Source organism: Methanobacterium sp., assembly GCF_016217785.1.
GTDB lineage: Archaea > Methanobacteriota > Methanobacteria > Methanobacteriales > Methanobacteriaceae > Methanobacterium.
This window is the reverse complement of record NZ_JACRGA010000002.1, coordinates 207,512-234,283: the sequence shown is the minus strand read 5'-3', so window position 1 is coordinate 234,283 and position 26,772 is coordinate 207,512. Positions and strand designations below refer to the sequence as shown.

The following is a 26,772-nucleotide window of genomic DNA, read 5'->3' as shown; positions in this document are numbered from 1 at the left end:
GGTGCTGTTTTTGATTTGAAGGATCGTAATTTGTCTTTGGAAGAGAGATTGGGTGAAGTTGAGGCTGAGAGGGGGGTTCTTGAGGGTGCTGTTTTTGATTTGAAGGATCGTAATTTGTCTTTGGAAGAGAGATTGGATATAATAAAAGAAGAAAAATCAAAAATTGTGAAAAATTATTACAAAACTAAAAAATATAATGACATGCTTGACAAAAAGCTCCAAATGGACATAAAGGTGTTAAAAGAAGCTTTAAATCAACAAAAATTATTATTTAATTCAATTAAAGGAAAAGAAAAACGTATATGGGACATGGAAAAAGAACAAAACAAATTGAAATATCAAATTGAGGTTATTACAAATAAATATCATGAAATTGAATATCTTCAAAATAAGGATAAACCTTTTTTTCAAAGATTTGTTTCTAAGTTTCCTAGTTTTTATATGTTGTTTAAATGGAGAAATAATGGCATAAAAAATGCTTTAAATAATGTTAGGGGTTATAAATCAATTAAAGAACATAATCTATTTGATATGGCTTATTATTTGAATAGAAACAATGATGTTAAATTATTAGGAATGGATCCGATTGTTCATTATATTTGTTATGGCTTTAAAGAAGGCCGAAAACCAAACCCTAACTTTGATGGGGATTATTACTTAAAAAAATATGGTGATGTTAAAAAATCTAATCTAAATCCATTGGTGCACTATGCTTTATATGGTCTAAATGAAAAAAGAAGAACAAAAAAAGAAAAGAGTATTGAAACGTATGTTAATTCTCAAAAAAATGATGATTATGGGGTCATAGCTAATTCAGGGTTGTTTGATAGTGATTGGTATATTGAAAATTATAATCATAATGTTGATTTCAAATTAATTGATCCAATTAACCATTATTTAACGTTTGGTGTTAAAGAAAAATATGACCCCAATCCTTTTTTTAGTACTAAGTGGTATCTCCAAACTAATCCTGATGTTGTAGAAGCTAAGATTAATCCGTTGGTACACTTTATAAAACACGGTGAAGCAGAAGGTCGTAATCCCAACCCTATTTTTGATATTTTAGTTCGAATAAAACAATCAAATTCTGTATCATCACAGGAGATAAATTTGATCCACGATTACTCAAATGAGTTTAAGGGAGGAAGACATAATTCTCATTTACAGTTTTCCATTGATGATTCTAGGAATAAAGGTGTCAGAACCTTATTTTTCTCACATAATTTGTACATGCAAGGTGCACAAAATAGTTTGTATGAACTCGTTATAGGATTAAAACATAAAGAAGTTGTAAACCCAATTGTCCACTCTCCAATTGATGGACCTTTAAGAAAAGCTTACGAAAAGAATGGTGTTAAAGTTATTATTGGAAACAGTAAATTACAGGAACCTATTGACCTAAATGAATTTAATGAAAATTTATTATCCCTCATAAAAAAAATTAATGGTTATAATATTCAATTCGTACATGCAAATACGTTAAGAACTTTTTATGGCATTGAACTTGCACGAAAACTGAAAATATCATGTAGTTGGAATCCAAGGGAAAGTGAATATTGGGAAACTTACTTTGATTATTTACCCGAACAAGTTAAAAAGATTGCATTTGATTCTTTTAGCTATCCTTATAAAGTAATATTCGTATCAAAGTATACAATGGACAATTGGAAACAATTAAACGATGATAATTTTATAACTATTTACAATGCTTTAAATACCAAAAGGTTAATTTATAATTCTGTAAATTGGACTCGGGAAGAGTCCAGGGCAATTTTAGGTGTTAATGGTGATGAAATAGCTATTTTACTTGTTGGCACCGTATCAGAGCGAAAAGGGCAAAAAGATATTCTATTAGCTATTCAAAATCTCCCATCAGGGGTTATAGATAAAATAAAGATATTTATTGTTGGAGATAAACCTTCTAAGTATAGTGATGAACTTCATGAGATATATGCAGAAATGCCCTCAAAGTTTAAACAGTCAATTTTCATCATTCCAGAAACTTCAGATGAAACTGAATTTTATAAGGTAGTAAATTATTACCTAGCGTCGGATATATTAGTATTCTCTTCAAGGTTAGAAAGTTATCCACGTGTCATTTTAGAAGCTTTATACTTTAATTTACCAATAATAACTACTCCTGTTTTTGGTGTCAAAGAACAAGTTGAAGATGGTTTTAGTGCGTTGTTTTACGATCCCGGCAACATAAAACAACTAAGTGATCATCTGTTAAAACTTGTTAAAGATAATAGTTTAAGATATAAATTAAGAGAAAATACCAAAAAACAGTTGAAACAGTTAACAACACATGATGAAATGTTAGAAAAGTATGGTGAAATAATCTTAAACGGTATTGGAGAATAGGTGTATATATGGATTTATCGATCATTACCATCTCAAGAGATTTGGAAGTATTAACTAAATTATTAAATTCAATAGATAATAGTAATCATAATTTAAAAATTGAAGTATTATGTTCATGGAATGGAAATGAAAAGTTAGAAGAAGGTGAATTTAGTGACTACACTTTCCCTTTTAAAATAAATTATATAACCCCCTATAATTTTGCGAAAAATAATAATGAATTAGCTGAGAAAGCTAAAGGTAAACTTTTATTATTTGTGAATGATGATGTAATTTTGGATAAAGATTGTATACAGATTGCATGGAATGCTTATCAAGAAAGTAAAGTTGGAATTATTGGTATTAACTTAAGATATCCTAATAAAAAGATACAACATGCAGGTGTATACTTTAGAGTGGATGGTCAGTCATATCATCGATTTAAACATAAATTAGACTATGATGATAAACGGCTTACTAGCAATAGGGTTGTCCCAGCTGTGACTGGGGCTTTTATAATGATAGATCGGAAAGAATTTTTACAATTAAAATTCGATGAAAGATTTGTTGTAGCCGGCGAAGATTTAGTTTTGTGTTTACAATACCAGAAACTATTCAATAAAGACGTTTTTTATGTAGGAAAAGCAACTGCAGTTCATGCTGAAAATATTACTAGAAAAAAGACCAATCAAAGACTTACCCCTAAAGAAGATGTGGAGAAAATAAAATTAGCTTATAACGATTGTAAAGAAAAAATTAATTCAATTATGGACAACTATGCAGTAAGAATTGTAACAGAAGACGTTGGATGGATATTATATAGAATGGCATCTGAAATAAAGTTTAAACTGAAAAACGTAGTGATTAATGAAGATCTTCCCAATGCAGACATTCATTATTATATAAATTATGGTTATTATAATAAAAAATCATCTAATGGAACAGTAGTTGCGAATTTTACACATTACGACCCTGAATTACATAATAATAAATTTATTCAAGTTGCTAAAGAAGTGGAACATTGTATATCTATTTCAGAAGAAACAACAAAAGTTTTAAAAGATTTTGGTATTGATGAAGATGACATTTCAACAGTTATCACAGGTGCGGATAGATCTTTCAAACCTAAGTTAACGTTAGGCATTGTCGGTAGAACTTACCCTGGGGGTAGGAAAGGAGAACATCTTATCCAGGAAATTTTAGATGATAAAACTTTAATGCAAAATATGCAAATTGTATCTTTAAATGATAGTTGGGGTGTTCCAGTGTGGAACTTAGAGCCTGATGACTTTTATAGGAGTATTGATTTTCTTTTAATTCCCAGTTTGATTGAGGGGGGTCCAGTACCATTTATGGAAGCGTTGGCATGTGGAACATTATCTATTGCCCCACCAATTGGGGTAATCCCAAACTTTCCCCATATTGAATATGAAATAGGAAATATTACCTCCTTAAAAAATACTCTACTAAATGTAAAAAATAATTTTTTCGATAGAAAACATAAGATTTCTGAACATATGAAAGATTATAACTGGGATACATGGGCATATAACCATGATAAGATTTTTAAGAACTTATTGTTTGATTGGGATGATGATTAACATATTCAATGAACATTAAGAGTGATTCTGTAATTTAAATGGAGGTAATTAATTGAAAACTGTATTAGTTACAGGTGGGGCGGGGTTCATCGGATCTCATTTAATTGAACGCTTACTTATTGATAAAAAAAAAATTATACTAATTGACGATTTTAATGATTATTATGATCCTAAAATAAAAGAAAATAATGTACAAGAAATAATAAGAACCAGAAAACAGTTAAATTTGGATGATAACTATTTCCAGGTTTATAGAGGAGACATTACAGAAAATGTGTGGATTGATAAGGTATTTAATGAGAATAACATAGATATCATCGTGCATTTAGCTGCTATGGCGGGGGTCAGGCCTTCGATTGAGATGCCTGAAAAATACTATAATGTCAATATTAATGGGACATTAAAAATATTAGAAGCCTGCAAAGAAAGAAAAATTAAAAATTTCATTTTTGCTTCTAGTTCATCAGTTTATGGAAACAATTTGAAAACTCCGTTCACTGAAATTGATAATGTTGATTATCCTATTTCCCCTTATGCTGCGAGCAAAAAAGCAGGAGAACTGTTATGCCATACATATTATCATTTATATGATATTAGTGTGGCCTGTTTAAGATTTTTCACTGTTTATGGGCCACGTCAAAGACCAGACTTAGCCATTCATAAATTTACTAAATTAATTTTAAATAATAAAGAAATCCCATTTTATGGCAATGGTAATACTGAAAGAGATTATACCTATATTGATGATATAATTGATGGAATTATTAAAGCAATGAAATGGATAAATAAAGATGAAAAAGTTTACGAAATCTTTAATTTGGGGGAATCTAAAACTATATCATTAAATCAGATGGTACAAACTCTAGAAAAAGTAATTGGTAAAAGGGCAACTATTAATAAATTACCCAATCAACCCGGTGATGTAAATAAAACCTTTGCTGATATTTCAAAAAGTAAGGAAATATTGGGTTACAATCCAAAAACTGATTTTGAAGATGGAATCTCGAAATTTGTTGAATGGTATAAAAGTAGTGTGAAATAGGAATTTTTTTGAATTACCTGAAAGACAGTTATACTCTCCATTGACAAAAATTATAGTATTAGGTTATTTGATAAGAAGTTCATAAGATAATATATCTTAGTGATTGTTTAACAAGTCCTAATCATGAAAATAATGTTGATAATAATTCAAGCTAGATTAGTAAATGAAAAGAAGCTTAAATGACCTTTTGGGATAAATAAAATTATTTGAAGTACACAGATTCATAAATCGGCATTAGTCATCCGATTATGAGTTGAATGAGCTTAGTTGATTATCGGTTTTATTGTATACTATCTTTGATTATCATTTTTATCAGTTGTAAGCTGATATCCCTAAGTTCTAATTTAAATTACACCAACTTACATATGAAATTATAAATACGTAATTTAATGTATTAAAACATAATTAGAAAATAAATACTTATTAGGAATAAGTCTAAGAATTATTGACTAGCTATGGGGTGATAAAACATGATTAAAGTTAATCCTGATCACTATAAGAATTATGCTGATGATAATTTTAATATTATAACTACAGATATTAATCTTGAAGCAAATAGTTCAAAAATATCTTTTAATGGTAAAGATAACGTTGTAGTACTTGGTAAAAATGTTAATTTTAAAGGTAACATCCAATTTGAGGGAGATAATGGTTATTTATTAATTGATGATGATTCAAAATTTATTGGTGATATTATTATTGGTGGAGGGGGATGTTCTGTACGTATTGGAAAAAATTTTGATTGTGTGGGACATGTGTTTATTACAGTTGCTGAAAAAACAACTGTATCAATAGGTAATAAATGTATGTTTAATGGTAACATACAAATCCGGACTCATGATTCCCATCCTATATGGGATGTTAATAGTCACCAAAGGGTTAATAGTAGTCAGTCAATTCATATAGGTGACAAGGTATGGGTTGGAAATTCTGTTAAAATGTTAAAAGGAGTATCCATTGGCGACAATAGTATTGTTGGTATGGATTCTGTTGTAACGAAAAATGTTCCTAATAATAGTTTAGCAGTTGGAATTCCCGCTGAAATTAAAAAAAATAACATTTTTTGGACATCAACAAGTTTAACAACAAAACCTTTTCCGGATTATGATTAAAGTAAGGTAAACTGAAATGAAGCTTTAATTTATGAATTAATTCGAAAAAAGAGATTATTGATGATGTTGAGATAATTTTTGGAAAAATTGTTACTAAGTTTCCTATGAATTATGGCTAAATCTAATTTAAAAGTACATGAATGGTTAATATAAATGAGAACAGATAAAACCTTTTAAAAACAAAATAAGAACGTTTTCTAAGAAGTTCAATGATTAAAAAAGGTAATGTGCATTTAGAACATCTTATAGTTGATAAAATGAAACTAATAATAATTGGAACTGGATATGTTGGATTAGTTACAGGGGCTTGTTTCTCAGAGATGGGAAATAATGTTTATTGTATAGATATTGATAATGGCAAAGTAAAAAGTCTGAAAAAAGGCATAGTACCTATCTACGAACCCGGGTTGGAAGAATTAGTACTTAAAAATCAGTCCAAAGGTGATCTTATATTCACCAATAACCTTAAAGAGGGTCTGGACAATTCTAATATTTGTTTCATTGCCGTAGGTACTCCAATGGGTGAAGATGGCAGTGCTAATTTACAACATGTGCTAGATGCGGCTAAAGATATAGGTCAATTAATAAACCATGACCTAATTGTGGTTAACAAATCCACAGTTCCGGTGGGAACGGCGGATAAGGTAAAATCAACTATTCTAAATGAGTTAGACCAAAGAAATCTTAAACTCAATATTGAAGTAGTTTCTAATCCAGAATTCTTAAAAGAAGGATCTGCTGTTGAAGATTTCATGCGACCAGACCGGGTAATAATTGGATCTGATAATGGAAAAGTAATTGAAACTTTGAAAGAATTATACGCCCCATTTACCGCTAACCATGAGCGATTCATTACCATGGATGTTCGCAGTGCAGAAATGACTAAATACGCGGCCAATGCAATGTTAGCCACTAGAATATCCTTCATGAATGAAATGGCTAATATCTGTGAAAAAGTAGGTGCTGATGTCAACAATGTGCGTAGGGGGATAGGTAGTGATAAACGGATTGGATACAACTTTTTATACGCTGGTTGTGGATATGGGGGTAGTTGCTTCCCCAAAGATGTTAAAGCTTTAATTAAAACCGCGGCACATAATGGATATGATGCAAACATATTAGAAGCAGTGGAATCACTAAATAACCAACAAAAACTTTCTTTAGTGCGAAAAGTTGTAAATAGATTTGGAGAAAACCTTTCTGGGTTTACCTTTGGAATATGGGGACTTTCCTTTAAACCCGAAACTGATGATATGAGGGAAGCACCTTCAGTAATTATTATTAACAAGTTATGTGAACTAGGGGCTAAAGTGCAGGTTTATGATCCTCAGGCTATGGAAGTTGCTGAAAAATACTATTTTGAAGATAACAGAAAGGTAAAATATGCAAAAAATAAGTATGATGCCCTGGATAGTGTCCATTCCTTACTGTTATTAACTGAGTGGAAGGAATTCAGAAGCCCGGATTTTGAGGAAATGAGTAAAAGAATGAACAATAAAATAATTTTCGATGGCAGAAACCAGTATAATAAGGAAATACTTAGGGAAGTTGGCTTTGAATATCATCAAATAGGCAATGGTTTTAAAGGAAGTTAAATATGGCATCAGGGAACGTCACTGGACACAGATTTCTATCCAATTTTAGGAAATATAAATTCCTCCTTTACCAGTTAGTAAGCAGAGATATAAAAACGAAGTACCGTAAATCTGTTTTAGGAATATTCTGGAGTTTTTTAGAACCCCTTCTTACCATGGTCGTGCTTACAATCATATTTTCAACCTTATTTAAAGGTTTTGGAGTGGAAAACTATCCAGTGTACTTATTAACCGGTAGATTGATATTCACCTTCTTTGCTGGAGGAACCACTGCTGCCATGCGATCTATCAGGGGTAGTGCGAGTATTTTAAAAACAGTTTACGTACCAAAATATATTTATTCTCTTTCGGCAATATTATCCAACTTTGTAACCTTCTTACTATCATTGGTGGTGTTATTTTTAGTTATGGCAGCCACAAATGCACCATTTACCATTTACATAATCTTCACCAGTTTACCTATCCTTGCCCTACTGTTCTTCACCATTGGGGTGGGACTGATAGTGGCCACCGTAAACGTCTTCTTCCGGGATCTCGAACATTTATATGGAGTCTTGATGACCCTTTTAATGTATGCTACTCCAATATTTTATCCCCCTAGCATTGTTCCTGCCAGTTTCAGATTTATACAAGATTATAATCCAATATATGCAGTTATAGAATGTTGTCGAAGTGCTTTCCTCTATGGTGAAATTTATGATCCTCATCAGCTACTATTTGCATTAATATCCGCTGCTGTAGCCATGATTGTAGGTTTAGCATTGTTTTATAGATATCAGGATAAATTCATACTACACATTTAATTCACAAACTAATTGATTACAGGTGAAACATTGGAAAACACTGTTATTAAGGTTGAAAATGTTAAGATGAAATTCAATTTAAGTAAAGAAAAAACAGACAACCTTAAAGAGTATGTTATTAAGTTTATTAAGAGAGATCTGCATTATCAACCATTTTGGGCCTTAAAAGGTGTTTCTTTTGAAGTCAAGAGGGGGGATAAATTTGGTATCATTGGATTAAATGGTGCCGGGAAAAGTACACTTTTAAAACTCATCGCAGGTGTTATGAAACCTACTGAAGGCCAGATAAGTGTAACTGGGAGTATAGTACCCTTACTAGAAATGGGAGCAGGTTTTGATCCCGATTACACTGGCCGAGAAAACATTTTTCTTAAGGGTGCTCTATTAGGGTACACCCGGCGTTTTTTAGAAGAAAAATTCGACGAAATAGTGGAATTTTCAGATTTAGAAGAATTCATCGATGTACCCCTGAAAAATTACTCATCAGGGATGAAAGCCAGACTGGCATTTTCCATTGCCACCATGGTGGAACCAGAAATATTAATCATCGATGAGGTTCTATCAGTGGGAGATGCTAAATTTCAGGAGAAAAGCCGTGAAAAAATGAATTCACTTTTAGATGAGGATGCCACGGTTCTTTTTGTATCTCATTCCACTCAACAGGTTAGAAATATATGTAATAGGGCAATATGGCTGGATAAGGGTAAATTAATCACCCAGGGCCCCGTTGATGAAGTATGTGATGCTTATGAGAAGTTTATCCACTTAAAATGATTGATTTTAAGTGGAGTCAATAGGATTATATTTCCTTTTGTTATTTGAATAGTAAAAATAGACATTCTTTGATAGAATGGTGAATTGTATGGATTTAATAGTTGTAATCCCCAACTACAATGGCCAACCTTTTTTAGGAGAATGTTTGGAATCTCTAAAAAATCAGGATCATCCCTTTGATGTTATTATTATTGACAACGCGTCTCAGGATGAAAGTGTCTCTTACATCCGGGAAAATTATCCAGAATTCGACCTTATTGAAAACCAGGAGAATCTTGGATTCGCAGCAGCTGTCAATCAGGGAATAAAGGCTTCCAGTTCAGAATATATTTTCCTCATGAATAATGATGTGCAGTTAGAGGCAGAAACCATTAATATCCTTTTAAAATGCATTAAAAAGGATGAAAACATCTTCGCAGTTTCTTCGAAGATAATCCAGTACCCTGATGCAAATAAGATGGATGATGCAGGGGATGAATACACCATCCTGGGCTGGACACGCAGGGTGGGATATGGGAAATCCCCTGATAATTATGTTCAGGAAAGGGAGATCTTCAGTGCCTGTGCAGCGGCATCCATCTACCGTAGAAGTATCCTGGATGAAATAGGATACTTTGATGAGAACTTCTTCGCCTACATGGAAGACGTGGACCTCAGTTACCGGGCCAGGATCCATGGTTACAAATGCAGGTACTGTCCAGAAGCAGTTGTTTATCATGTGGGTAGTGGGACCAGTGGTAGTCGTTATAATGAATTTAAAACCAGATTAGCAGCCCGGAATAATGTATACGTTCCCTACAAAAACATGCCCTGGCCTCAACTGTTGGTGAATCTTGTTTTCCTCGGTATGGGCTATTTCATTAAATATCTCTTTTTCCTGAGGAAAGGTTACGGTGAGATCTACTTAGATGGTTTAAAAGAGGGTTTTAATTCACGAAAAAAGATTGGTAAAGTAATCTATAACCACAGAAATTTTAAAAACTATCTCGTCATCCAATGGATTTTAATCAGGAACACCTTCAAATACCTGTTCTATTAAGAAAATATAAAAATAATAGGGCTTTACTCATCATATTATGTTGACTTGTGTGGAACTATAGATCTCATTGTTGGTTTCATTGGATTCATATACTTCTTTATTAGAATCTACAACCACCCTGATGTAGTATTTGCCCGGTGTGATATTGGTGGGTACCGTGAATTTGGTATCCTGGTTTTTAATCTCCCCACTGGCAAGATCACTAAGCCGTATTTTTCCAAGAAATATGATGTTTTTCGAATTTTGTTCAGGTGTAAACTGGAAGGTAACATTGCAATCACCGGTGGGTAAAATTCCGTTGTTTTTAATAGTGTTGGGTATGCTTATTTCTTTGCCAATTGCACCTGTTGATGGATTTGTTACATTGGTTACAACCAGATCTCCAAAGAAAACTGCACTATCAACAGCTATTAAAATAAAAACCAAAAAAACCACTGCTATAACAATCATGTATTGTTTTTTCCAATCATCGAAGATACTCTTAGAAGGTTTAGGGGACTTATTGGGATTATCAGAAGACTTATTGGGTTTATCCGGAGTTTTAGTGGGTTTATCTGGAGTTTTAGTGGGTTTATCCGGAGTTTTAGTGGGTTTATCAGGTTTGTGAATCAGTTCTCCCCCGCATTTACATTGGAAGTCGGAGGGATTTTCGTCTGGTTTTAATTGATATTCTTCCCCACATTCTGAACATTGAACTTTCATGCTTTCACCTTGCCACCAGATATTATAATCTTCTCTTATTTCTACATACTATAAGTTTTTTGCACTCAGAACACATTTTTAATTAGAATAACCTCACCGTGATGTCAATATATTCATCCCCTAAACATGTTATCCATAAACAGAGGAAAGATCTAGGATACTTCATTTAAGTTTAGTCAGATTTCCACATAACTTATTAAAGTTAGAACCATCAAACATATGTTTATGATGGCTTTAATCCACATTTCACAATATTTTAGAAATCACTATCACACATCTTCTTAAATAAATGTTTTAAATAGTAAATGCGCCATAATATTTGATATTTTTTATAAACATGAATAATGGTAGTATGTATTTAAGTTGCCTAAAGGCGATAAAATGGACTTATCGATTATAATAGTGAATTATTGTACCTATGAACTGACTAAACAGGCCATAAAATCAATAATCAGCAAGGATCATCCCTTCCAGTATGAAATATACCTGGTGGACAATGCTTCTCGTGATGGTAGTCTTGAAAAATTACAGAAAGACTTTGCCAGAGAAGAAGAAACTGGTTTGATAAAGTTCATTGCCAGCACCAGAAACAATGGCTTTGCCCATGCCAATAATCTGGCTTTGAAAGAGTGCAGTGCTCGACATGTTTTATTACTTAATTCGGATACCGTAATTCTTAATAACTCTCTAACCAAATGTATGGATTACATGGGGGTAGATTCCAGTATAGGGGCTTTGGGATGCAAGGTAATTATTCCTGATGGTTCGCTGGATAAGGCGTGTAGGAGAAGTTTTCCAACATTCAGTGTTTCATTTTACCGAATGACAGGTTTGTCCCGGCTTTTCCCTAAAAGTAAACGTTTTGGTAAATATAATCTCACCTATCTGGATGAAAACGAAACATATGAGGTGGATAGTTTGGTGGGTGCCTTTATGCTGGTTAGATCTGATGCAATCCATGAGGTGGGTCTGTTGGATGAGCAATTCTTCATGTATGGTGAAGATATTGACTGGTGTTACCGTATCAAATCCAGTGGTTGGAAAATAATGTACTACAGTGGTGCAGAGATTATCCATTACAAAGGGGGAAGTAACAATACCCGGGATAAATCCAGACTCACCACTGAATTTTACAGATCAATGTACATCTTTTATAACAAGCATTACCGTGATGATTATCCTTTCATCATTACTGGAATTACTTACATGGGGATCTGGGGGATTTGTAGCATGAAACAAATATTAAATCGGTTGAAAAATATTATATAGGGCTACAATTGTTATACTGGTTCAAATTGTAGTTTAAGAATGTGTTGTAAGTGATGAAATGATCAGGGAAAATCAGAGAATATTCAATATAGCACTGGTGGTCATTGACTTTTCAGTTATCACCCTCGCCCTGATCCTGGCCTGGTATATCCGGTTTGAAACAGATCTGCTGGGTTTTGGTAGGAGTATTTGGGGATTTGACCATTACATAATGCCAATTGTTTTAATCATACCAGCATATATTTTTATTTATTATATTTTTGGTTTATACACCCCTCAAAGAACTAAAAAGACCATAAACTCCGAAGCACTTAAGATCATTGAGGTTAACTTCATCGGATTACTTCTGGTGGTAACTCTGCTGTTTGTATTTGGATTAACCGATTATTCAAGGTACATGCTGGCTATGTTTGCCATATTTAGCACCATCTTTTCTATAACTGAACGATTCATAATTAGAACGTTATTGAAATTAATGCGCAGCAGACAGTATAACATCAAATATATTTTAGTGGTAGGTGCTGAAGAACTGGGAATAAAATTATCTGGCTTAATAAATGAGAATGAATACCTTGGATACAGTATTATGGGATTTTTGGATGATAGTCTGGAAAAAGGTGAACGAATTAATGGTTCAAAGATCATTGGAAATGTTGGTGATTTGGAAGATGTAATCTCCGAGAATTTAGTTGATAGGGTAATCATAACATTATCCCACAGTCAGTATCATCGTCTTGAATGGATTGTTGAAACCTGTGAAAAATGTGGAGTCCGGGCAGAGATTGTACCGGATTATTATCGTTACATGCCTGCCAAACCACACATGGACGTGATAGAGGGCATGCCTTTGATCCAGATTAGACACATACCCCTGGATAACACCTTTAACAGATATATGAAACGATCTTTAGACCTTATACTGGTGGTTCCTGCTATTATAATCTTATCTCCACTACTTTTTTTGGTGGCGATTCTGGTTAAAATCAGTTCTCCTGGCCCGGTTATATTCAAACAGGAAAGGGTGGGACTTAACCGGAAAATTTTTTATATGTACAAATTTCGCAGTATGAAAGTCCATGATGAAGAAAGGGAAAAATTTCAATGGACCACTGCAGATGATCCCCGTAAAACCAGGTTTGGTTCGTTCATAAGAAAAACAAGTATTGATGAATTGCCGCAGTTTTTCAACATATTAAAGGGAGAAATGAGTTTAATCGGCCCCAGACCAGAACGCCCTCATTTTGTGGAAAAATTCAAAGAGGAAATTCCAAAGTACATGATCAAACATCACGTCCGCCCGGGGATGACAGGATGGGCGCAGGTTAATGGTTACAGGGGGAATACTTCCCTTATCAAGAGGATACAGTATGATATTTATTATGTGGAAAACTGGACTATGACCCTTGATGTGAAAATATTTTTCAGAACTTTAATCAATCTATTTCGGGATAAGAATGCTTACTAATATTGATAAAATCTTATTAATAAGGATAAGATTGTTTAACTAATTTTAATAATGTAGTAAATGTTTTACGGATGATTATTAATTCCAATTATTAATCCAGATACCCATTCCTACACCCAGATATACATATCCTACACTATATCAATTGTAGTTGGAAACTTAATTTTTAGTCCTAACTAAATTCTTAGCTTTAACTTAATTCTTAGCCCTAATTTCTTAGCCCTAACTTGATAACCGTCTCTTCGGTTTTCTTCATGTCTGGAATCATATAGTTTATCCCGTTAATATGTGTATATTCACCGGTAACAACTCCAGTTGTAGCATTATCTATGTTAAAGCCAGTGACTAATTTTTCAATTACCGTTGTCTCCAGGGGAGGTATATCTGTTTTTACATTTTCTCTTAACTGGTTTAAAACAGCAGGGGCCTGAAGTATGTTTGATGGGTTTAAAGCTTCGTTGATAATGGCTGATATTGCCTCCCGGTGTCTTTTCATCCGCCCACCCTCCGAGTCAGAGTCTTGCCTGAACCGGACGTAGATCAGAGCTTCATCACCAGTTAATTTACTTACCCCTGTTTTTCCATGTAATTCTGGTCTTACTGCGGAGATATGGGGTTCCACATTCATGGTAATACCACCTAATGTGTCCACCATCTCCTTAAAATCAGTAAAGTCAACCAGTATATAATAATCAATTCTCACATTCAAAAAGTTCTCTACAGTATCTATGGTGGTGTTTATATCTCCATAGGCATATGCACTGTTAATTTTGTCCACACCTTTCCCAGCAATCTGTACCCTGGTATCACGGGGTATGGAAAGGATAGAAACGTTTTTTGTATTTTTATCAATTGATAGAATGTTAATGGAATCTGTGTATCCCTGATCCTGTGGTGATCGGGCATCTGCGCCTAAAAATAATATATTTACTCTTTCACTGGATTCTGTTTTAGGAATAAACAGTAAATAGGATAAACTTACCCCCACTACCAAAACCAAGATCCCTATAACTCCTAAAATTACTAGTTTCCTATTCATTTCCATAACCCCAATTTCATTTTATGTTCCTAACTGAATCTTCTCTTAAGCTGTACCAGTGAAGTCATATATTGCTTTGAATCTATATGCACTGGATTTAATCCCACCTCCTAACAAGTATCTGCTAGATACTTGGTGGGATAGGTCATAAGCATGTATTCAGTCTATATCTATAAGTATTAGTATATCATGTTATTTTCATCCATAAACTACGTGTCTGGTAAGGATTCTGGTCAGGGAGTTTGTAAAGGATGAATTCCATCTTCCTCTGTCCAAGTGTTCCTGCAGTGAAGTTAAGTGGAATTTCCATTTGTTGATTGTCTTGAAGGGTGACGTTATCCTGTTTCAGGGTGGTGTTATTCACTCGAACCAGCAAACGATAGTTCACAGTGGATCCTTCCTGGTTCACCAAAACCATGGTTAGATTGCTTTTGGTTCCAGAGGTGAGGTTAAGAGTATAGTTACTGGCATTTACATCCACTCCTTTAATATAAAAATCAGTGAAATTAGTCTTATTGTCATCTGTTTGTATGGAACCTGGTATTAAGAGGGTGTAAGCAGCAGTACCAATTGTCAGGATGATGCAGATAATGAGAAAGATGCCCAGCACTTTTTCCAGTTTCCGAATACGGAGTCTTCTCTCCAGGGGTAATTTTTTAGTTCTGATGAAAGTTATGAGACAGAATATAAGGCTGAAAACAGCTAAAACAATGAGTATGAGTTCTAAACGGATGCTCCAGGGGGTATAATTAAAGGCTAAACCAATTAGTGAGGTCAGGATTAAACTTGATCCACATCCCAGTGCAAAACGTTCGACCAATTCCAGGTCATCATTTTTAGGAAACATAACAGCCAGTAACAGGTAACCTGGTATGAAACATATGAATAAACTACCTGGAAGCATCCAGAGGGAAGTTTTGTTTAAGGGAGGGACTAAAACAGTAATTATCATCAGTATGCTTAGTAGGATGAATGTTATCAAATTTTTAGGCAATACTAGCTTTGAAGGAATGGATGTTTCCTTAACGGCAGCTTCATTTTCGTCTATTCCTGATTTGAAGTGGTTAATCCTGAGGATGTGGGCTGTAATGGAAAGTACTACTGTAATTAAAGACAAAATCAAAGTTAAATCTCTAAAATGGAGTCCTATTGTGGAATATTTCAGTATTACGCTAATTAAAACCGTCAGGAATACACACAACTCCATAAGTAAGATAGGTTTTCTGATAAGGCCAGCATAATTTTCTTCAGGGTAAAGTACTGAGATCAGTGCATATCCTGAAAGGACAAAAATCAGTATAAAAAAAACTATATCCATTATAAAGTTATTAATGAGGTTGGTTGATGTAACTGTTGCTGTGATTATTGCTAATACAAAAAGTAACATTAGATCTTTTGATGATGTTCCTTGCATTATGATCCTCCATTATTCATAGAGTTCTGGACTTTTTTGAATCTTTTTATTTAATTACAAATTATAGTTAAAATTAAGATTATTTAACATTTCCATAACTTGATAATTAAATATTTGGCCCCATGAAATTCAGATATTTTATCCCATTAATTTATAATGGAAATGAAGAAAGATAAATATATTACATACTTCAAATAAAACATACAATAAGATGTGTTATTATGAACAAAGATTATAAATTGATGGGTGGCCTGGTGCCAATTATACTGATTTTATGCGTTGGTTTGTATGGAATCCCTGGAGTTTTAGGCTCTCAATCAGATTCAAATCAGTTAATAACTCCGGTTGCTTATAATAACTCCAATACAACTCAGACCAATAACACAGTGACCAGCGAACAATCGGATAGTGATGATACAGATCAAACATCTTCCAGTCAGGTGACTACTAGATCAACAAGTGGATCTAACACTGGAAATACTAACACCGCTGATACAACATCAACTCAAACTGAAACCTCTGAAACTCCAAGTACCCCTGAAACACCTCAAGAGCCAGAGATACCAACTGAACCAGAGACAACTGTATAACCAACACTACTTATTTTTAATTTTTTATTATTTCTCATTCTGTATGATTTACTAATTAAAAACTGGAGATTTATTAATTTAAAACCAGGTTATTCATTAATTTAAAAACTGGAAGAATTTATTAATTAAAAAAAGGTTTAGATAGTGCTGGGGAAGTTGGAGTTGGGAGTTGCTGCCACCATCATCACCCCGATCATGAGCACTGTAAGCATGATCACCACTGGAACCAGGTAACGCATACCTAAGTACCGAAGGTCTATTTCATCTCGGTAATGAGTTCTTCTCCTTAAATCAGGAATTGAATTCTTTCTGTAATTTTTTTGCATGTTATGCCTCCTTTATTAACAAATGAGGCGTCTAACCTATTTAAGGGAAGAGATAGAGAGCATTTTAGAAGTAATCAGGTATATGTTGGCCTGTTTTTTGAGAAAACTTTAAGGATCGTTAATGGATCCTTCTTCCATTTGAATGAATTTTACCCGGTCATAATCATTTTAGGAGATGCGCGAGTAAATCAATAAAAAACTTAAATCATCCTCCACATAGATTAAACCTCACATGAAAAGTAATAAAAAATTCTAAAGATTAGTTGAAAATTCAAATTAATATGGTTTTAACACTTTGGAGGTATTCAATTGCCGGATAGTGGAGAAATAGAGCTGAGAGTTGCCGAAGCATTGCAACAGGATGTGGGCAAAGGAATGGTACGAATAGACCATGAATTAATGACTAAACTCGGAGCATCTCCTGGTGACATTGTGGAAATAATCGGTAAAAGAACTACCGGTGCCATTGCCGGAAACTCCTACCCTGCAGATGTGGGACTGGAAATCGTACGTATGGATGGACTCACCCGTTCCAATGCAGGAACATCCATTGGAGAAATGATCACCCTACGCAAAGCACAGCCCAGAATGGCCAGTAAAGTCGTAATTGCTCCGGCAGCCAAGGGAATGCGTATAATGGCCTCAGGAGACATCATCAAAAGAAACCTCATGGGGAGAGCTGTCACCCGGGGAGACGTACTGGCCCTGGTATCCCCTCGAAGAACCAAAGAAACATTAAGGGAATTCCCCGGTTCTGAAGATATATTCCGCGAATTCTTCGAAGCCACCACACCCTTTTCTCTGGGGGAAATCAAATTCACCGTGGTATCTACCAACCCTGCCGGACTGGTGCGTATCAATGACACCACTCAAGTGGAAGTTCGGCCCGAGGCAGTGGAGGTTATGGAAAAAAAAGTCCCAGATGTAACCTACGATGATGTGGGCGGACTTAAAAAGGAAATATCAAAAGTCAGGGAAATGATAGAACTCCCCCTCCGCCACCCGGAAATATTCGACCGCCTGGGAATCGATCCACCAAAAGGGGTGCTCTTACACGGCGCACCGGGTACTGGGAAGACACTGTTGGCAAAATCAGTTGCCAGTGAGAGTGGATCCAATTTTGTGGCCATCAACGGACCAGAAGTCATGAGCAAGTTCGTGGGAGAGGCTGAAAAGAAAATACGCGAAATATTCGAAGAAGCAGCAGAAAATGCCCCCACAGTGATATTCATAGATGAAATCGATGCCATAGCCCCTAAACGGGAAGAAGTAACTGGTGAAGTTGAACGGAGGGTAGTAGCTCAGATACTGGCCCTGATGGACGGGCTGAAAGAAAGGGGAAAGGTAATTGTTATCGGAGCCACCAACCGGCCTGATGCCCTGGACCAGGCCCTACGCAGACCCGGACGTTTCGACCGGGAAATAGAGTTACGTGTCCCTGATCGGGAAGGGCGAATGGAGATTCTGGAGATACACACCCGTGCCATGCCTTTGGCTGATGATGTGAACATCGATGAACTGGCAGAAACCACTCATGGATTTGTAGGTGCAGATCTGGCTGCACTCTGCAGAGAAGCAGCTATGAACGCCTTAAGAAGAGTTTTACCTGACATAGATCTGCAAGAACAGCGTATAGCTCCAGAAATCTTGGAGAAACTCTTCGTCACCAGCGATGATTTTTTGGATTCCATGAAATCCATCAGTCCCTCTGCACTCCGCGAAGTATTCATCGAGGTGCCCAACGTCCACTGGGGCGATATCGGTGGCTTGAACGAACTCAAAGAAAGCTTGAAAGAAGTGGTAGAATGGCCCCTAAGTAATATCTCTTCTTTCCAGCGTATTGGAATACAGCCTTCCAAAGGAATTCTTCTTTTCGGCCCCCCTGGAACTGGGAAGACACTGCTTACCAAGGCAGTGGCCACAGAATCCAAGGCCAATTTCATCTCAGTCAAGGGATCAGAAATACTCAGCAAATGGTTCGGTGAATCAGAACGGAAAATCGCTGAGATATTCAAAAAAGCCAAACAAGCATCCCCTTGCATAATTTTCTTTGATGAAATAGATGCCATAGCACCTATAAGGGGATCTGCTGCTGGAGAACCAAGGGTCACCGAACGCATGGTCAACACCATCCTCTCCGAGATGGACGGTCTGGAAGAACTGCGAGGAGTGGTGGTTATAGGGGCAACGAATCGACCAGACCTCATGGACCCTGCACTCCTACGTCCTGGAAGATTCGATGAAGTGGTACTGGTACCTCCTCCTGATGAAAATGCACGAAGGGAAATTTTAAGGGTTCACGGGGGACACATGGCACTGGATGATGATGTAAAACTGAAAGAACTTGCCAAAAAAACTGAAGGATACACAGGGGCAGATATAGAGGTTTTATGCCGTAAAGCAGGTATGATAGCGCTCCATGAAGATATGAATATTCAAAAAGTATCTTATCGGCACTTTAAAGCTGCTATAAAGAAAATAAACCCCTCAACCACTCCTAAAACCCGGGAATATTATGAGCAAATAGCCAGGGAATTGGGTAGGGGATTGGAACCTAAAAAAGTCCGAGAAGAATTCCCCAGAGAGGTGGCCTAAGGTATCACCTTCCCCTAAGGTATCACCTTCCCCTAAGGTGTCCGTGCCCCTAAGGTGTCCATGTCTCTGAGTATTACATGCCTTTGAGGTGTCACACGCCCATTTTTTTTAAAATTTTTCTAAAACAAAGAGGTTAGATTTAGTGGATAAACAAAACACCCTAAATAAATTCGAATTTTTTGATGTAACTGCTGATGTGGGTTTTCATGCTCATGGTAATGATCTGGCTGATGCTTTCCAGAACGCCGCCCTTGCTACCTTTGAAGTCATGACTGACACTTCCCAGATAAAACCGGCAGTTAAAAGAGAAATTAGTGTGGAATCCGAGGATGAAAAAGCGCTACTCTATGACTGGCTCAGTGAATTGCTGTTCCTCCATGATTATGAAGGCCTGGTTTTTTCCCAGTTCAAAGTTACCATAAATCAAAAAGGTCCAGAAATCTTCAACTTACATGCTGAGGTGTGTGGGGAAGAGTTCAACCAAAAAACTCATGAAGTAAGGGATGAGGTTAAAGCAGTCACCTTCCATTTAATGGAAATTAATAAGGAAAAAAATGGATGCACTTTGCAGGTGATTTTAGATACTTAAATTTCCATCTTTTTAAAGATTTTAAATATTTCCATGTTGGATAGTGATTCTGATGCCTTATCTGGTTTGTACTAAATGCAGAGGATATTACCAGCTTCAGGAAGGAGAATCTCCTGATGACTTTCAGGATAAATGCCAATGTGGTGGCGATCTAGAATACACGGAATCCCTGAGCATGGATTTCATGGAAGAAAAAGAGGATACAGATAGTTTTCAGGATATTGAAAGTTCTCAAAATTCTAATGATTTTAATTCTAATGATTTTAATATTCCTGAAAGTTCAAAGAATCCCCTTTATTCAGAGAGTCCTGGAAGTTCAGAAAACCCCTATAATTCCATTAATCCTCAAAATCATAATGATGATCTTCCACCAGTTGAACCGGATACCAAAAGTCCATTGTCCCGTAATTTATTTAAAATAACTATAGTAATGGCAGTAATGGTCCTATTAATCATATCTATCGGCTTAATCACCAGTAAAAATGATAGTTACGGTGTATTGAATTTTAATGTATACGAAAAATACAGTGATGAAGAGATCAACACTTTCCTGGAGAGTGCTTTCAGCCCCAATGACTATGGTAACAGTTATGATAAAGTGGGTAAATGGAACCTCAACGTGGTTAGAATAAGGGTTATGGGTTCACCCACCTCAGATGATCTTAAAACTCTTGATAAAGCCATCAATGATATAAATACCAATGTCAAAGATTTCCGACTTGAAATTGATGATAAAAACCAGTTAGAACCAGATATGGAAATTTACTTCATTCCCCACTCTGAATTCGCCCAATACTCTGTCAACCCCTCGAAAGTTGATGGTTTCACTGAGTGGAAGGTAAGCACCAGTGGTATTTATGGGGGTAACTCTGCAGGTGAAATATTCAAAGCACGGGTCTTCATTGGTATGGATGGGCTGAGTCAGGAACGTCGTTCCCATGTCATTGTTCATGAACTGGCCCACGGTCTTGGATTACACCATAACCACAATCAAAACAGTGTGCTGTGTATTAATGGTCCTGATTTGACTGAATTTTCAGATTCAGATGAGACCATGATGCGGATACTTTACCGTAAAGACATATTGCCTTACATGTCACGGAGTCAAGTTGAGATTATTCTTAATAATTCAAGAAAAACTGTTTTTTAGGATTTAAATAGTTTTTAGGGGGGAATAGAAAATTGAAGTTATTTAAGAGAAAATTAAGGGAAATGTATTAAGGGAAAAGTATTTTTCTAAGTTCTCCTAGATTCCCAGTAATAAATTCCTCTGCTTTGGGGTTTGCCAATATTTTCAGCTGTTTTTGCCCGGTTTCAAGATACGCTTTTCCTAATATTTCTTGAAGCTCAGGAACAGGCATACTCATGACTTTCTCTATTTTAACCATTTCTTCAGGATTTAGCTGTTTTTTATATTCTTTTATCTGAGATTCAAATGATTTCACCACGTTTTTGTTTCCTTTAACCACCATCTTCAGAATTAGGGGTGGAACACGGGTAAAAACATCCATAATTTCTATAACATCCTTTTCTGTTATTTTTACTTCATTTTCAGATTCCATAATCAATAATCTCCTTAGTAAGATGGTTTAATTTATTATAATAGGTTTACGTCTTAATTTTATCATGGTTATAGTTATTTTCCCAATAGCTTTTTAGGTTTAGTAAAATTTAACTAAAAATAGAAATCTTGGTATACAAGATGCACTCATAATTATTTAATAGATAAAGGTTATTTAGATTTAATAAGGTGAAGCTTATTTAGATAATTAAAGATTCAGATTTCATGTTTTTTCAGAATGATTATTAGAACTAATTAATAAAATCAGGAGATTGGATTATCATGGTTATGGAAGAAACTCTTAAAAAGGTACGTGATTGTGTTTGGGAAGTCCCCGGAGATTATAAAAAGGAAATGAGAGTACCTGGTCGAATATATCTTGATGATGAGGCCATTAAAACCCTGGAAAAGGGAGCAGTTGATCAGGTGGCCAATGTAGCTTGCCTACCGGGGATTCAGAAGTTTTCCATCGGGCTTCCTGATATCCACTTTGGCTACGGATTCAGCATAGGTGGGGTTGGAGCGTTCAGCAGCCGAACAGGAGTTATAAGTCCTGGGGGTGTGGGCTTTGACATAAACTGCGGTGTAAGACTTCTCCGCACAAATCTCACCTTTGAGGAAGTTCAGCCTAAGGTAAAAGAATTAATTGATGTGATGTTTCGTAATGTACCCTCCGGTGTAGGTAGCAAGGGAAAAATCCGACTCAAGGAGGGTGAAATAGATGATGTCCTGGATAACGGTGCCCGGTGGGCTGTGGAAAATGGTTATGGTTGGGATGAAGATCTGGAGTTCCTGGAAGAGAACGGATGCATGGCTGATGCGGACTCTGCCCGGGTGAGTGATAAAGCTAAAAAGAGGGGAATACCTCAGTTGGGTAGCCTGGGGTCGGGTAACCATTTCCTGGAAGTCCAGAAAGTGGAGGAAATATTTGATGATGATGCTGCCAGGACATTTGGACTGGAAAATGGACAGGTAACAGTACTCATCCATTCTGGAAGCAGGGGATGTGGGCATCAAGTTTGCAGTGATTACCTGCGAACCATGGACAAATCTGCTAAACGTTACCAGATCAATTTACCAGACCGGCAACTGGCCTGTGCTCCAGTTGAATCAGAGGAAGCTCAAAATTATTTCGCTGCAATGGCTGCTGCTGCCAACTACGCCTGGACCAACAGGCAAATGATCGTGCACTGGGTCAGGGAATCCTTTGAACAAGTCTTCCATAAGGATGCCGAGGACATGGGCATGGGCATTGTATATGATGTGGCCCATAACATTGCCAAGAAAGAAATTCATACCATCAAGGGAAAGAACACCCAGCTTTACGTCCATAGAAAAGGAGCCACCCGGGCTTTCGGACCTGGAAGAGAAGAATTACCATCAAATTACCGGAAAATCGGTCAACCAGTACTCATCCCTGGAACTATGGGCACATCCTCCTATGTCTTGCACGGAACACAGACCGCAATGGATGAAACATTTGGTTCCACTGCCCATGGGGCGGGACGCCAGATGAGTCGGGCCGGTGCCAAGCGTAACTATCGTGGTGAAGATATACTCAAAATCCTGGAAGATAAGGGAATATATGTGAAGGCTAACTCCATGCCAGTAGTGGCTGAGGAAGCCCCTGGCGCATACAAGGATGTGGATCAGGTGGTTCAAACCGCCCACACCGCAGGTATTTCAAGATTAGTGGGTAGAATGGTGCCTATGGGCGTGGCCAAAGGGTAACATTTTCCCAACATAAATCTTTCATGGGAATGCGAGATTATTTTTATTATAATCCAATGTGAGACTTTCTTTCTGAGACATAGGAGACTTAACATGATCGGAATAATTGGTGGTACAGGAGTGTATCAGATAGTTGAAATGGGAGAATTAAAAGAAAAAAAGGTTCTAAATACACCATTTGGTGAATCTCCTCCGGTATCTATTTTAACATTTGAAGATCAGGAGGTTGCCTTCTTACCACGTCACAGGGAAGGCCATGACAACCCTCCCCATATGATTAATTACCAGGCCAATATCTACGCTCTTAAAATGTTGGGTGCAGAGCGAATCATTGCAACTAACGCCGTTGGATCTCTTGATGAATCCATTAACCCTGGTGACTTTCTCATACCCAATGATTTTCTGGATTTCACCCGGAAAAGACCTTTCACATTTTATGATGACCGTGCAGTGCATGTGGATGTCACCCAACCCTACTGTCCTCAGCTGACAGAAACAATAATATCAGCCGGGCGAAATGTAGAGGGGAGATTGATTAAGGGGGGTGTATATGTATGCACTGAGGGCCCCCGATTTGAGACTCCCGCAGAGATCCGGATGTTCCGTCAGCTGGGTGGAACCGTGGTGGGTATGACTGGGCTTCCGGAAGTTGTGCTGGCCCGGGAACTTGAAATGTGCTATGCATCCATCTGCATGGTCTCCAATTACGCAGCATCAGTATCATCAGAGAAAATTACAATAGATGAAGTATTTGAGATTTTAGATGAGAAAAAAAAGGAATTAACCCGACTTATCTATAATTCAATAATCACCACATCTGCTGATGGGAATTGTCCCTGCAGATGCGCTCTGGAAGGCGCAGAAATAGATTAAAATAGGAGATCAGTTCAGAAAATCAATAACCTTCTATTTTAGAGGTTTATAATCCAGGTTAATGGATTGATTAAATCTTTCTAATTATGGGGAAAGCTTTTTTAATCGGAAAATATAAAGCACTTGTTATATAGGTTATTGCCCCAATTTTTTTATTATCTTTTTTACAAGTTCTAACCAAATAAAATAGGGCTTTCATTCATGAACCTAATTTAAGGAGAGTTTAGGTTGAATTACGAGCAGGAAGAAATTCTTAAACTTAAAGAAGAGAAAAATGCCATAATATTGGCTCATAACTATCAAACTCAGGAAATACAGGAGATTGCAGATTTTTTAGGGGACTCACTGGAGTTATGTATCAAAGCATCACAGATAGAAGATGCTGATCTGGTTGTTTTTTGTGGAGTGGACTTCATGGCAGAAACTGCTGCTATTTTAAACCCCTATAAAAAGATATTGATCCCTGATGCGCAGGCAGAGTGTCCTATGGCTCACATGCTCCCTGCAGAAGAGGTAAAAAAATACAAAAAGAAATACCCTCAAGCAGCAGTAGTGTTATATGTGAACACCCTGGCTGAAGCTAAAGCCGAAGCAGACATACTATGCACATCAGCCAATGCAGTTCAGGTTGTAGAAAGCCTGGATGCTCAACAGATACTATTCGGTCCAGATATGAACCTGGCACGTTACGTTCAAAAAAGGACTGATAAAGAAATAATCCCCATCCCGGAGGTGGGTTACTGTTACGTTCATAAAATGTTCAACACTGCAGACATCGCTTTTTCCAGGGAAAACTATCCTGATGCAGAGGTACTGGTGCACCCTGAATGTGACGCTGAAGTACAGGAGGCGGCGGACCATATACTCAGCACAGGTGGAATGATCCGCCAGGTGGCTGATTCTGCTAGTAAAAGTTTTCTCATAGCCACCGAGGTGGACATGGTAACCCGACTACGCAGGGAAAACCCTGATAAACTTATTTACCCTTTGCTGGATGAGGCCATCTGTGAAAATATGAAATTACACACCCTGGAGAAAGTTAAAAAATCCCTGATGGAGGAAAAGTTCCAGGTTAAAGTTCCAGAGGAAATTGCTGATAAGGCCCGTGGTGCAGTGAAGAGGATGCTGGAAGTCAGTTAAACCTACTATCTATCAGTTTACTGCTAACTGAAATTAACAATCTGAAGTACAAACAGAATAAAAGTATACAAAATGAATACTTGAAATTATTTTTTCATGGTGGGATATAGTGAAAATAGATAAAATAGGATTATCTGGAGTTATACTGATACTCATAGGGTTGATTGTTTACGCCACATCACCCATGGATCAGCTGGTTATGATGATCACCTGGCCACTGTTATCCGGTTCATCAGAGGGTAAAGCTGTCCTTTTCATGATGGCAATAGGCAGTTTCCTCATCTTAAACTCACTTATCAACACCAGCAGATTCTTAACACCAATAAAGGAAAGGGCCAATGAGTACAGTCCTGACGGTAAAAAGTTCCTGAAATTGACCATACTCATAATACTGCTAACCTGTCTGGTGGGCCTTTTAATTGAGTTCTCTATTCGTTTGAAGTATGGAGTCTCCCCATTAACCATTTTTGTCTCCACCAATCCCACTTCCACCACCACCAGCCCCATGCACAGCCATGTTTTCAAATCAGTTTTCGGACACTTTGCAGACAGTCTGGGTGGGTTGGTACCAGAACATGTTCACACTGGAGGTAGTCTATACCCTGAAGTGATCCCATGGGCTTACTTCATATTCGTAACCCTACCCCTGGCCTACATAACCGGACTGTTCTCTTTAGATGAAAGGCGGGATATCTACCGGATAATAATGGCCTTCGCCCTGACTCTGGCTATTATTGGAATGGTTGATGGTGGACTCTACAGCCAACCATTATTGATTGGTCTTGGCCTCCTATTCATCCTTTATTTTGTGAAAACACCCTTTAAGTTCCGCCAGCTTATCCTACCCCTGGTACTTATTGTTCTGGTGGCGTTATCCGGATTGGGACTAGAACTGGCCGGGAATAACAGCTCTTATCATGAAATAAAAGTCTTAAATCAGTTTGAACCCGTTGATCTAAGTGGTTATAATGTTTTAAGCCAAGAGCAGCAGGGTAACATGACGGTTATAAGGACTGATACCAGTGTCAGTGATAAAAACACCTTAGAAAGTCTTTTCAAAACATATGAGGGTCGTGCTGATGGATTTTTCATGACCTGGAATTTCTTTTCCTACTTCTAGGAATCCGAAAGTATCATAAATAAAAAAATAAAAAAAAATATTAGGTGAA

The 26,772-nt window shown here is 36.6% G+C and carries 23 protein-coding genes; 18 read left to right on the top strand and 5 right to left on the bottom strand.

What is annotated here, in order from left to right; all coding sequences use genetic code 11:
* The 8 genes from HY987_RS01375 to HY987_RS01340 all read left to right on the top strand — a co-directional run.
* Window positions 1–2,364, top strand: a 2,364-nt coding sequence (locus HY987_RS01375) for a glycosyltransferase (RefSeq protein WP_292754736.1), incomplete at its 5' end; no start/stop codon positions are given.
* Between the two features lie 8 nt (window positions 2,365–2,372).
* Window positions 2,373–3,944: a glycosyltransferase gene (locus tag HY987_RS01370; RefSeq protein ID WP_292754733.1), complete on the top strand. Its 1,572-nt coding sequence runs from the start codon at window positions 2,373–2,375 to the stop codon at window positions 3,942–3,944.
* Window positions 3,945–3,996: 52 nt separating this feature from the next.
* Entirely contained in the window at window positions 3,997–4,986 is a 990-nt protein-coding gene (locus tag HY987_RS01365; RefSeq protein ID WP_292754730.1) for a GDP-mannose 4,6-dehydratase, read from the top strand.
* Between the two features lie 470 nt (window positions 4,987–5,456).
* Window positions 5,457–6,098, top strand: coding sequence for a hypothetical protein (locus HY987_RS01360; protein ID WP_292754728.1), 642 nt, complete (start codon window positions 5,457–5,459; stop codon window positions 6,096–6,098).
* Between the two features lie 257 nt (window positions 6,099–6,355).
* The gene (locus tag HY987_RS01355; RefSeq protein ID WP_292754726.1) at window positions 6,356–7,693 is read left to right on the top strand and encodes a UDP-glucose/GDP-mannose dehydrogenase family protein; all 1,338 of its coding nucleotides are present in this window, start codon (window positions 6,356–6,358) and stop codon (window positions 7,691–7,693) included.
* Window positions 7,694–7,695: 2 nt separating this feature from the next.
* The gene (locus tag HY987_RS01350; RefSeq protein WP_292754723.1) at window positions 7,696–8,496 is read left to right on the top strand and encodes an ABC transporter permease; all 801 of its coding nucleotides are present in this window, start codon (window positions 7,696–7,698) and stop codon (window positions 8,494–8,496) included.
* Between the two features lie 30 nt (window positions 8,497–8,526).
* Window positions 8,527–9,270: an ABC transporter ATP-binding protein gene (locus tag HY987_RS01345; RefSeq protein ID WP_292754721.1), complete on the top strand. Its 744-nt coding sequence runs from the start codon at window positions 8,527–8,529 to the stop codon at window positions 9,268–9,270.
* Between the two features lie 88 nt (window positions 9,271–9,358).
* Entirely contained in the window at window positions 9,359–10,309 is a 951-nt protein-coding gene (locus HY987_RS01340) for a glycosyltransferase family 2 protein (RefSeq protein ID WP_292754718.1), read from the top strand.
* Window positions 10,310–10,339: 30 nt separating this feature from the next.
* Here HY987_RS01340 and HY987_RS01335 read toward each other — a convergent pair whose 3' ends face one another.
* The gene (locus HY987_RS01335) at window positions 10,340–11,011 is read right to left on the bottom strand and encodes a CARDB domain-containing protein (protein WP_292754715.1); all 672 of its coding nucleotides are present in this window, start codon (window positions 11,009–11,011) and stop codon (window positions 10,340–10,342) included.
* Between the two features lie 381 nt (window positions 11,012–11,392).
* On the opposite strand from HY987_RS01335, the gene HY987_RS01330 reads away from it, so the two are divergent.
* The gene (locus HY987_RS01330; protein ID WP_292754710.1) at window positions 11,393–12,280 is read left to right on the top strand and encodes a glycosyltransferase family 2 protein; all 888 of its coding nucleotides are present in this window, start codon (window positions 11,393–11,395) and stop codon (window positions 12,278–12,280) included.
* 58 nt (window positions 12,281–12,338) lie between these two features.
* Entirely contained in the window at window positions 12,339–13,745 is a 1,407-nt protein-coding gene (locus HY987_RS01325; protein WP_292754708.1) for an undecaprenyl-phosphate glucose phosphotransferase, read from the top strand.
* Between the two features lie 208 nt (window positions 13,746–13,953).
* Here HY987_RS01325 and HY987_RS01320 read toward each other — a convergent pair whose 3' ends face one another.
* Together HY987_RS01320 and HY987_RS01315 are read right to left on the bottom strand one after the other, a co-directional pair.
* Window positions 13,954–14,784, bottom strand: a complete 831-nt coding sequence (locus HY987_RS01320; protein WP_292754705.1) for an LCP family protein — start codon at window positions 14,782–14,784, stop codon at window positions 13,954–13,956.
* Window positions 14,785–14,971: 187 nt separating this feature from the next.
* Window positions 14,972–16,198 carry a DUF1616 domain-containing protein gene (locus tag HY987_RS01315; RefSeq protein ID WP_292754703.1) on the bottom strand — a complete coding sequence of 409 codons (1,227 nt, stop codon included), beginning with the start codon at window positions 16,196–16,198 and terminating at the stop codon, window positions 14,972–14,974.
* Window positions 16,199–16,419: 221 nt separating this feature from the next.
* Between HY987_RS01315 and HY987_RS01310 the strand changes: the two genes are divergently transcribed.
* Window positions 16,420–16,788 (top strand): hypothetical protein, encoded by a 369-nt coding sequence (locus tag HY987_RS01310; protein ID WP_292754700.1) that lies wholly within the window; start codon window positions 16,420–16,422, stop codon window positions 16,786–16,788.
* A gap of 137 nt (window positions 16,789–16,925) precedes the next feature.
* Here the strand turns inward: HY987_RS01310 and HY987_RS01305 are convergent, their stop codons facing one another.
* Window positions 16,926–17,114, bottom strand: a complete 189-nt coding sequence (locus HY987_RS01305) for a hypothetical protein (RefSeq protein WP_292754698.1) — start codon at window positions 17,112–17,114, stop codon at window positions 16,926–16,928.
* Between the two features lie 309 nt (window positions 17,115–17,423).
* Between HY987_RS01305 and HY987_RS01300 the strand changes: the two genes are divergently transcribed.
* From HY987_RS01300 to HY987_RS01290, 3 genes are all read left to right on the top strand, one after another.
* Complete coding sequence (locus HY987_RS01300) at window positions 17,424–19,709, top strand: CDC48 family AAA ATPase (protein WP_292754695.1); 2,286 nt, start codon at window positions 17,424–17,426, stop codon at window positions 19,707–19,709.
* 142 nt (window positions 19,710–19,851) lie between these two features.
* Window positions 19,852–20,298, top strand: coding sequence for an archease (locus HY987_RS01295; protein ID WP_292754693.1), 447 nt, complete (start codon window positions 19,852–19,854; stop codon window positions 20,296–20,298).
* A 52-nt stretch (window positions 20,299–20,350) separates the two neighbouring features.
* Complete coding sequence (locus tag HY987_RS01290) at window positions 20,351–21,448, top strand: DUF2927 domain-containing protein (RefSeq protein ID WP_292754691.1); 1,098 nt, start codon at window positions 20,351–20,353, stop codon at window positions 21,446–21,448.
* Window positions 21,449–21,515: 67 nt separating this feature from the next.
* On the opposite strand, the gene HY987_RS01285 is transcribed toward HY987_RS01290, so the two are convergent.
* On the bottom strand, window positions 21,516–21,860 hold the full coding sequence (locus HY987_RS01285; RefSeq protein ID WP_292754689.1) for a hypothetical protein: 345 nt from the start codon (window positions 21,858–21,860) through the stop codon (window positions 21,516–21,518).
* Between the two features lie 281 nt (window positions 21,861–22,141).
* On the opposite strand from HY987_RS01285, the gene HY987_RS01280 reads away from it, so the two are divergent.
* The 4 genes from HY987_RS01280 to HY987_RS01265 all read left to right on the top strand — a co-directional run bounded on the left by HY987_RS01280 (window position 22,142) and on the right by HY987_RS01265 (window position 26,723).
* Window positions 22,142–23,590 carry an RtcB family protein gene (locus HY987_RS01280; RefSeq protein WP_292754686.1) on the top strand — a complete coding sequence of 483 codons (1,449 nt, stop codon included), beginning with the start codon at window positions 22,142–22,144 and terminating at the stop codon, window positions 23,588–23,590.
* Window positions 23,591–23,683: 93 nt separating this feature from the next.
* Window positions 23,684–24,463: an S-methyl-5'-thioadenosine phosphorylase gene (gene mtnP / locus HY987_RS01275; RefSeq protein WP_292754684.1), complete on the top strand. Its 780-nt coding sequence runs from the start codon at window positions 23,684–23,686 to the stop codon at window positions 24,461–24,463.
* Between the two features lie 228 nt (window positions 24,464–24,691).
* Entirely contained in the window at window positions 24,692–25,603 is a 912-nt protein-coding gene (nadA, locus tag HY987_RS01270) for a quinolinate synthase NadA (protein ID WP_292754681.1), read from the top strand.
* Window positions 25,604–25,712: 109 nt separating this feature from the next.
* The gene (locus HY987_RS01265; protein ID WP_292754678.1) at window positions 25,713–26,723 is read left to right on the top strand and encodes a hypothetical protein; all 1,011 of its coding nucleotides are present in this window, start codon (window positions 25,713–25,715) and stop codon (window positions 26,721–26,723) included.
* Window positions 26,724–26,772 lie beyond the last annotated feature (49 nt).

Excerpts from the sequence above, each read along its gene's own strand:
- HY987_RS01360 (WP_292754728.1), top strand. The coding sequence starts at position 5,457 with ATGATTAAAGTTAATCCTGATCACTATAAGAATTATGCTGATGATAAT.
- HY987_RS01310 (WP_292754700.1), top strand. The coding sequence starts at position 16,420 with ATGAACAAAGATTATAAATTGATGGGTGGCCTGGTGCCAATTATACTG.
- HY987_RS01355 (WP_292754726.1), top strand. The coding sequence starts at position 6,356 with ATGAAACTAATAATAATTGGAACTGGATATGTTGGATTAGTTACAGGG.
- mtnP (WP_292754684.1), top strand. The coding sequence starts at position 23,684 with ATGATCGGAATAATTGGTGGTACAGGAGTGTATCAGATAGTTGAAATG.
- HY987_RS01340 (WP_292754718.1), top strand. The coding sequence starts at position 9,359 with ATGGATTTAATAGTTGTAATCCCCAACTACAATGGCCAACCTTTTTTA.
- HY987_RS01290 (WP_292754691.1), top strand. The coding sequence starts at position 20,351 with ATGCCTTATCTGGTTTGTACTAAATGCAGAGGATATTACCAGCTTCAG.
- HY987_RS01350 (WP_292754723.1), top strand. The coding sequence starts at position 7,696 with ATGGCATCAGGGAACGTCACTGGACACAGATTTCTATCCAATTTTAGG.
- HY987_RS01305 (WP_292754698.1), bottom strand. The coding sequence starts at position 17,114 with ATGCAAAAAAATTACAGAAAGAATTCAATTCCTGATTTAAGGAGAAGA.
- HY987_RS01370 (WP_292754733.1), top strand. The coding sequence starts at position 2,373 with ATGGATTTATCGATCATTACCATCTCAAGAGATTTGGAAGTATTAACT.
- HY987_RS01330 (WP_292754710.1), top strand. The coding sequence starts at position 11,393 with ATGGACTTATCGATTATAATAGTGAATTATTGTACCTATGAACTGACT.
- HY987_RS01285 (WP_292754689.1), bottom strand. The coding sequence starts at position 21,860 with ATGGAATCTGAAAATGAAGTAAAAATAACAGAAAAGGATGTTATAGAA.
- HY987_RS01325 (WP_292754708.1), top strand. The coding sequence starts at position 12,339 with ATGATCAGGGAAAATCAGAGAATATTCAATATAGCACTGGTGGTCATT.
- HY987_RS01280 (WP_292754686.1), top strand. The coding sequence starts at position 22,142 with ATGGTTATGGAAGAAACTCTTAAAAAGGTACGTGATTGTGTTTGGGAA.
- HY987_RS01320 (WP_292754705.1), bottom strand. The coding sequence starts at position 14,784 with ATGAATAGGAAACTAGTAATTTTAGGAGTTATAGGGATCTTGGTTTTG.
- HY987_RS01335 (WP_292754715.1), bottom strand. The coding sequence starts at position 11,011 with ATGAAAGTTCAATGTTCAGAATGTGGGGAAGAATATCAATTAAAACCA.
- HY987_RS01315 (WP_292754703.1), bottom strand. The coding sequence starts at position 16,198 with ATGCAAGGAACATCATCAAAAGATCTAATGTTACTTTTTGTATTAGCA.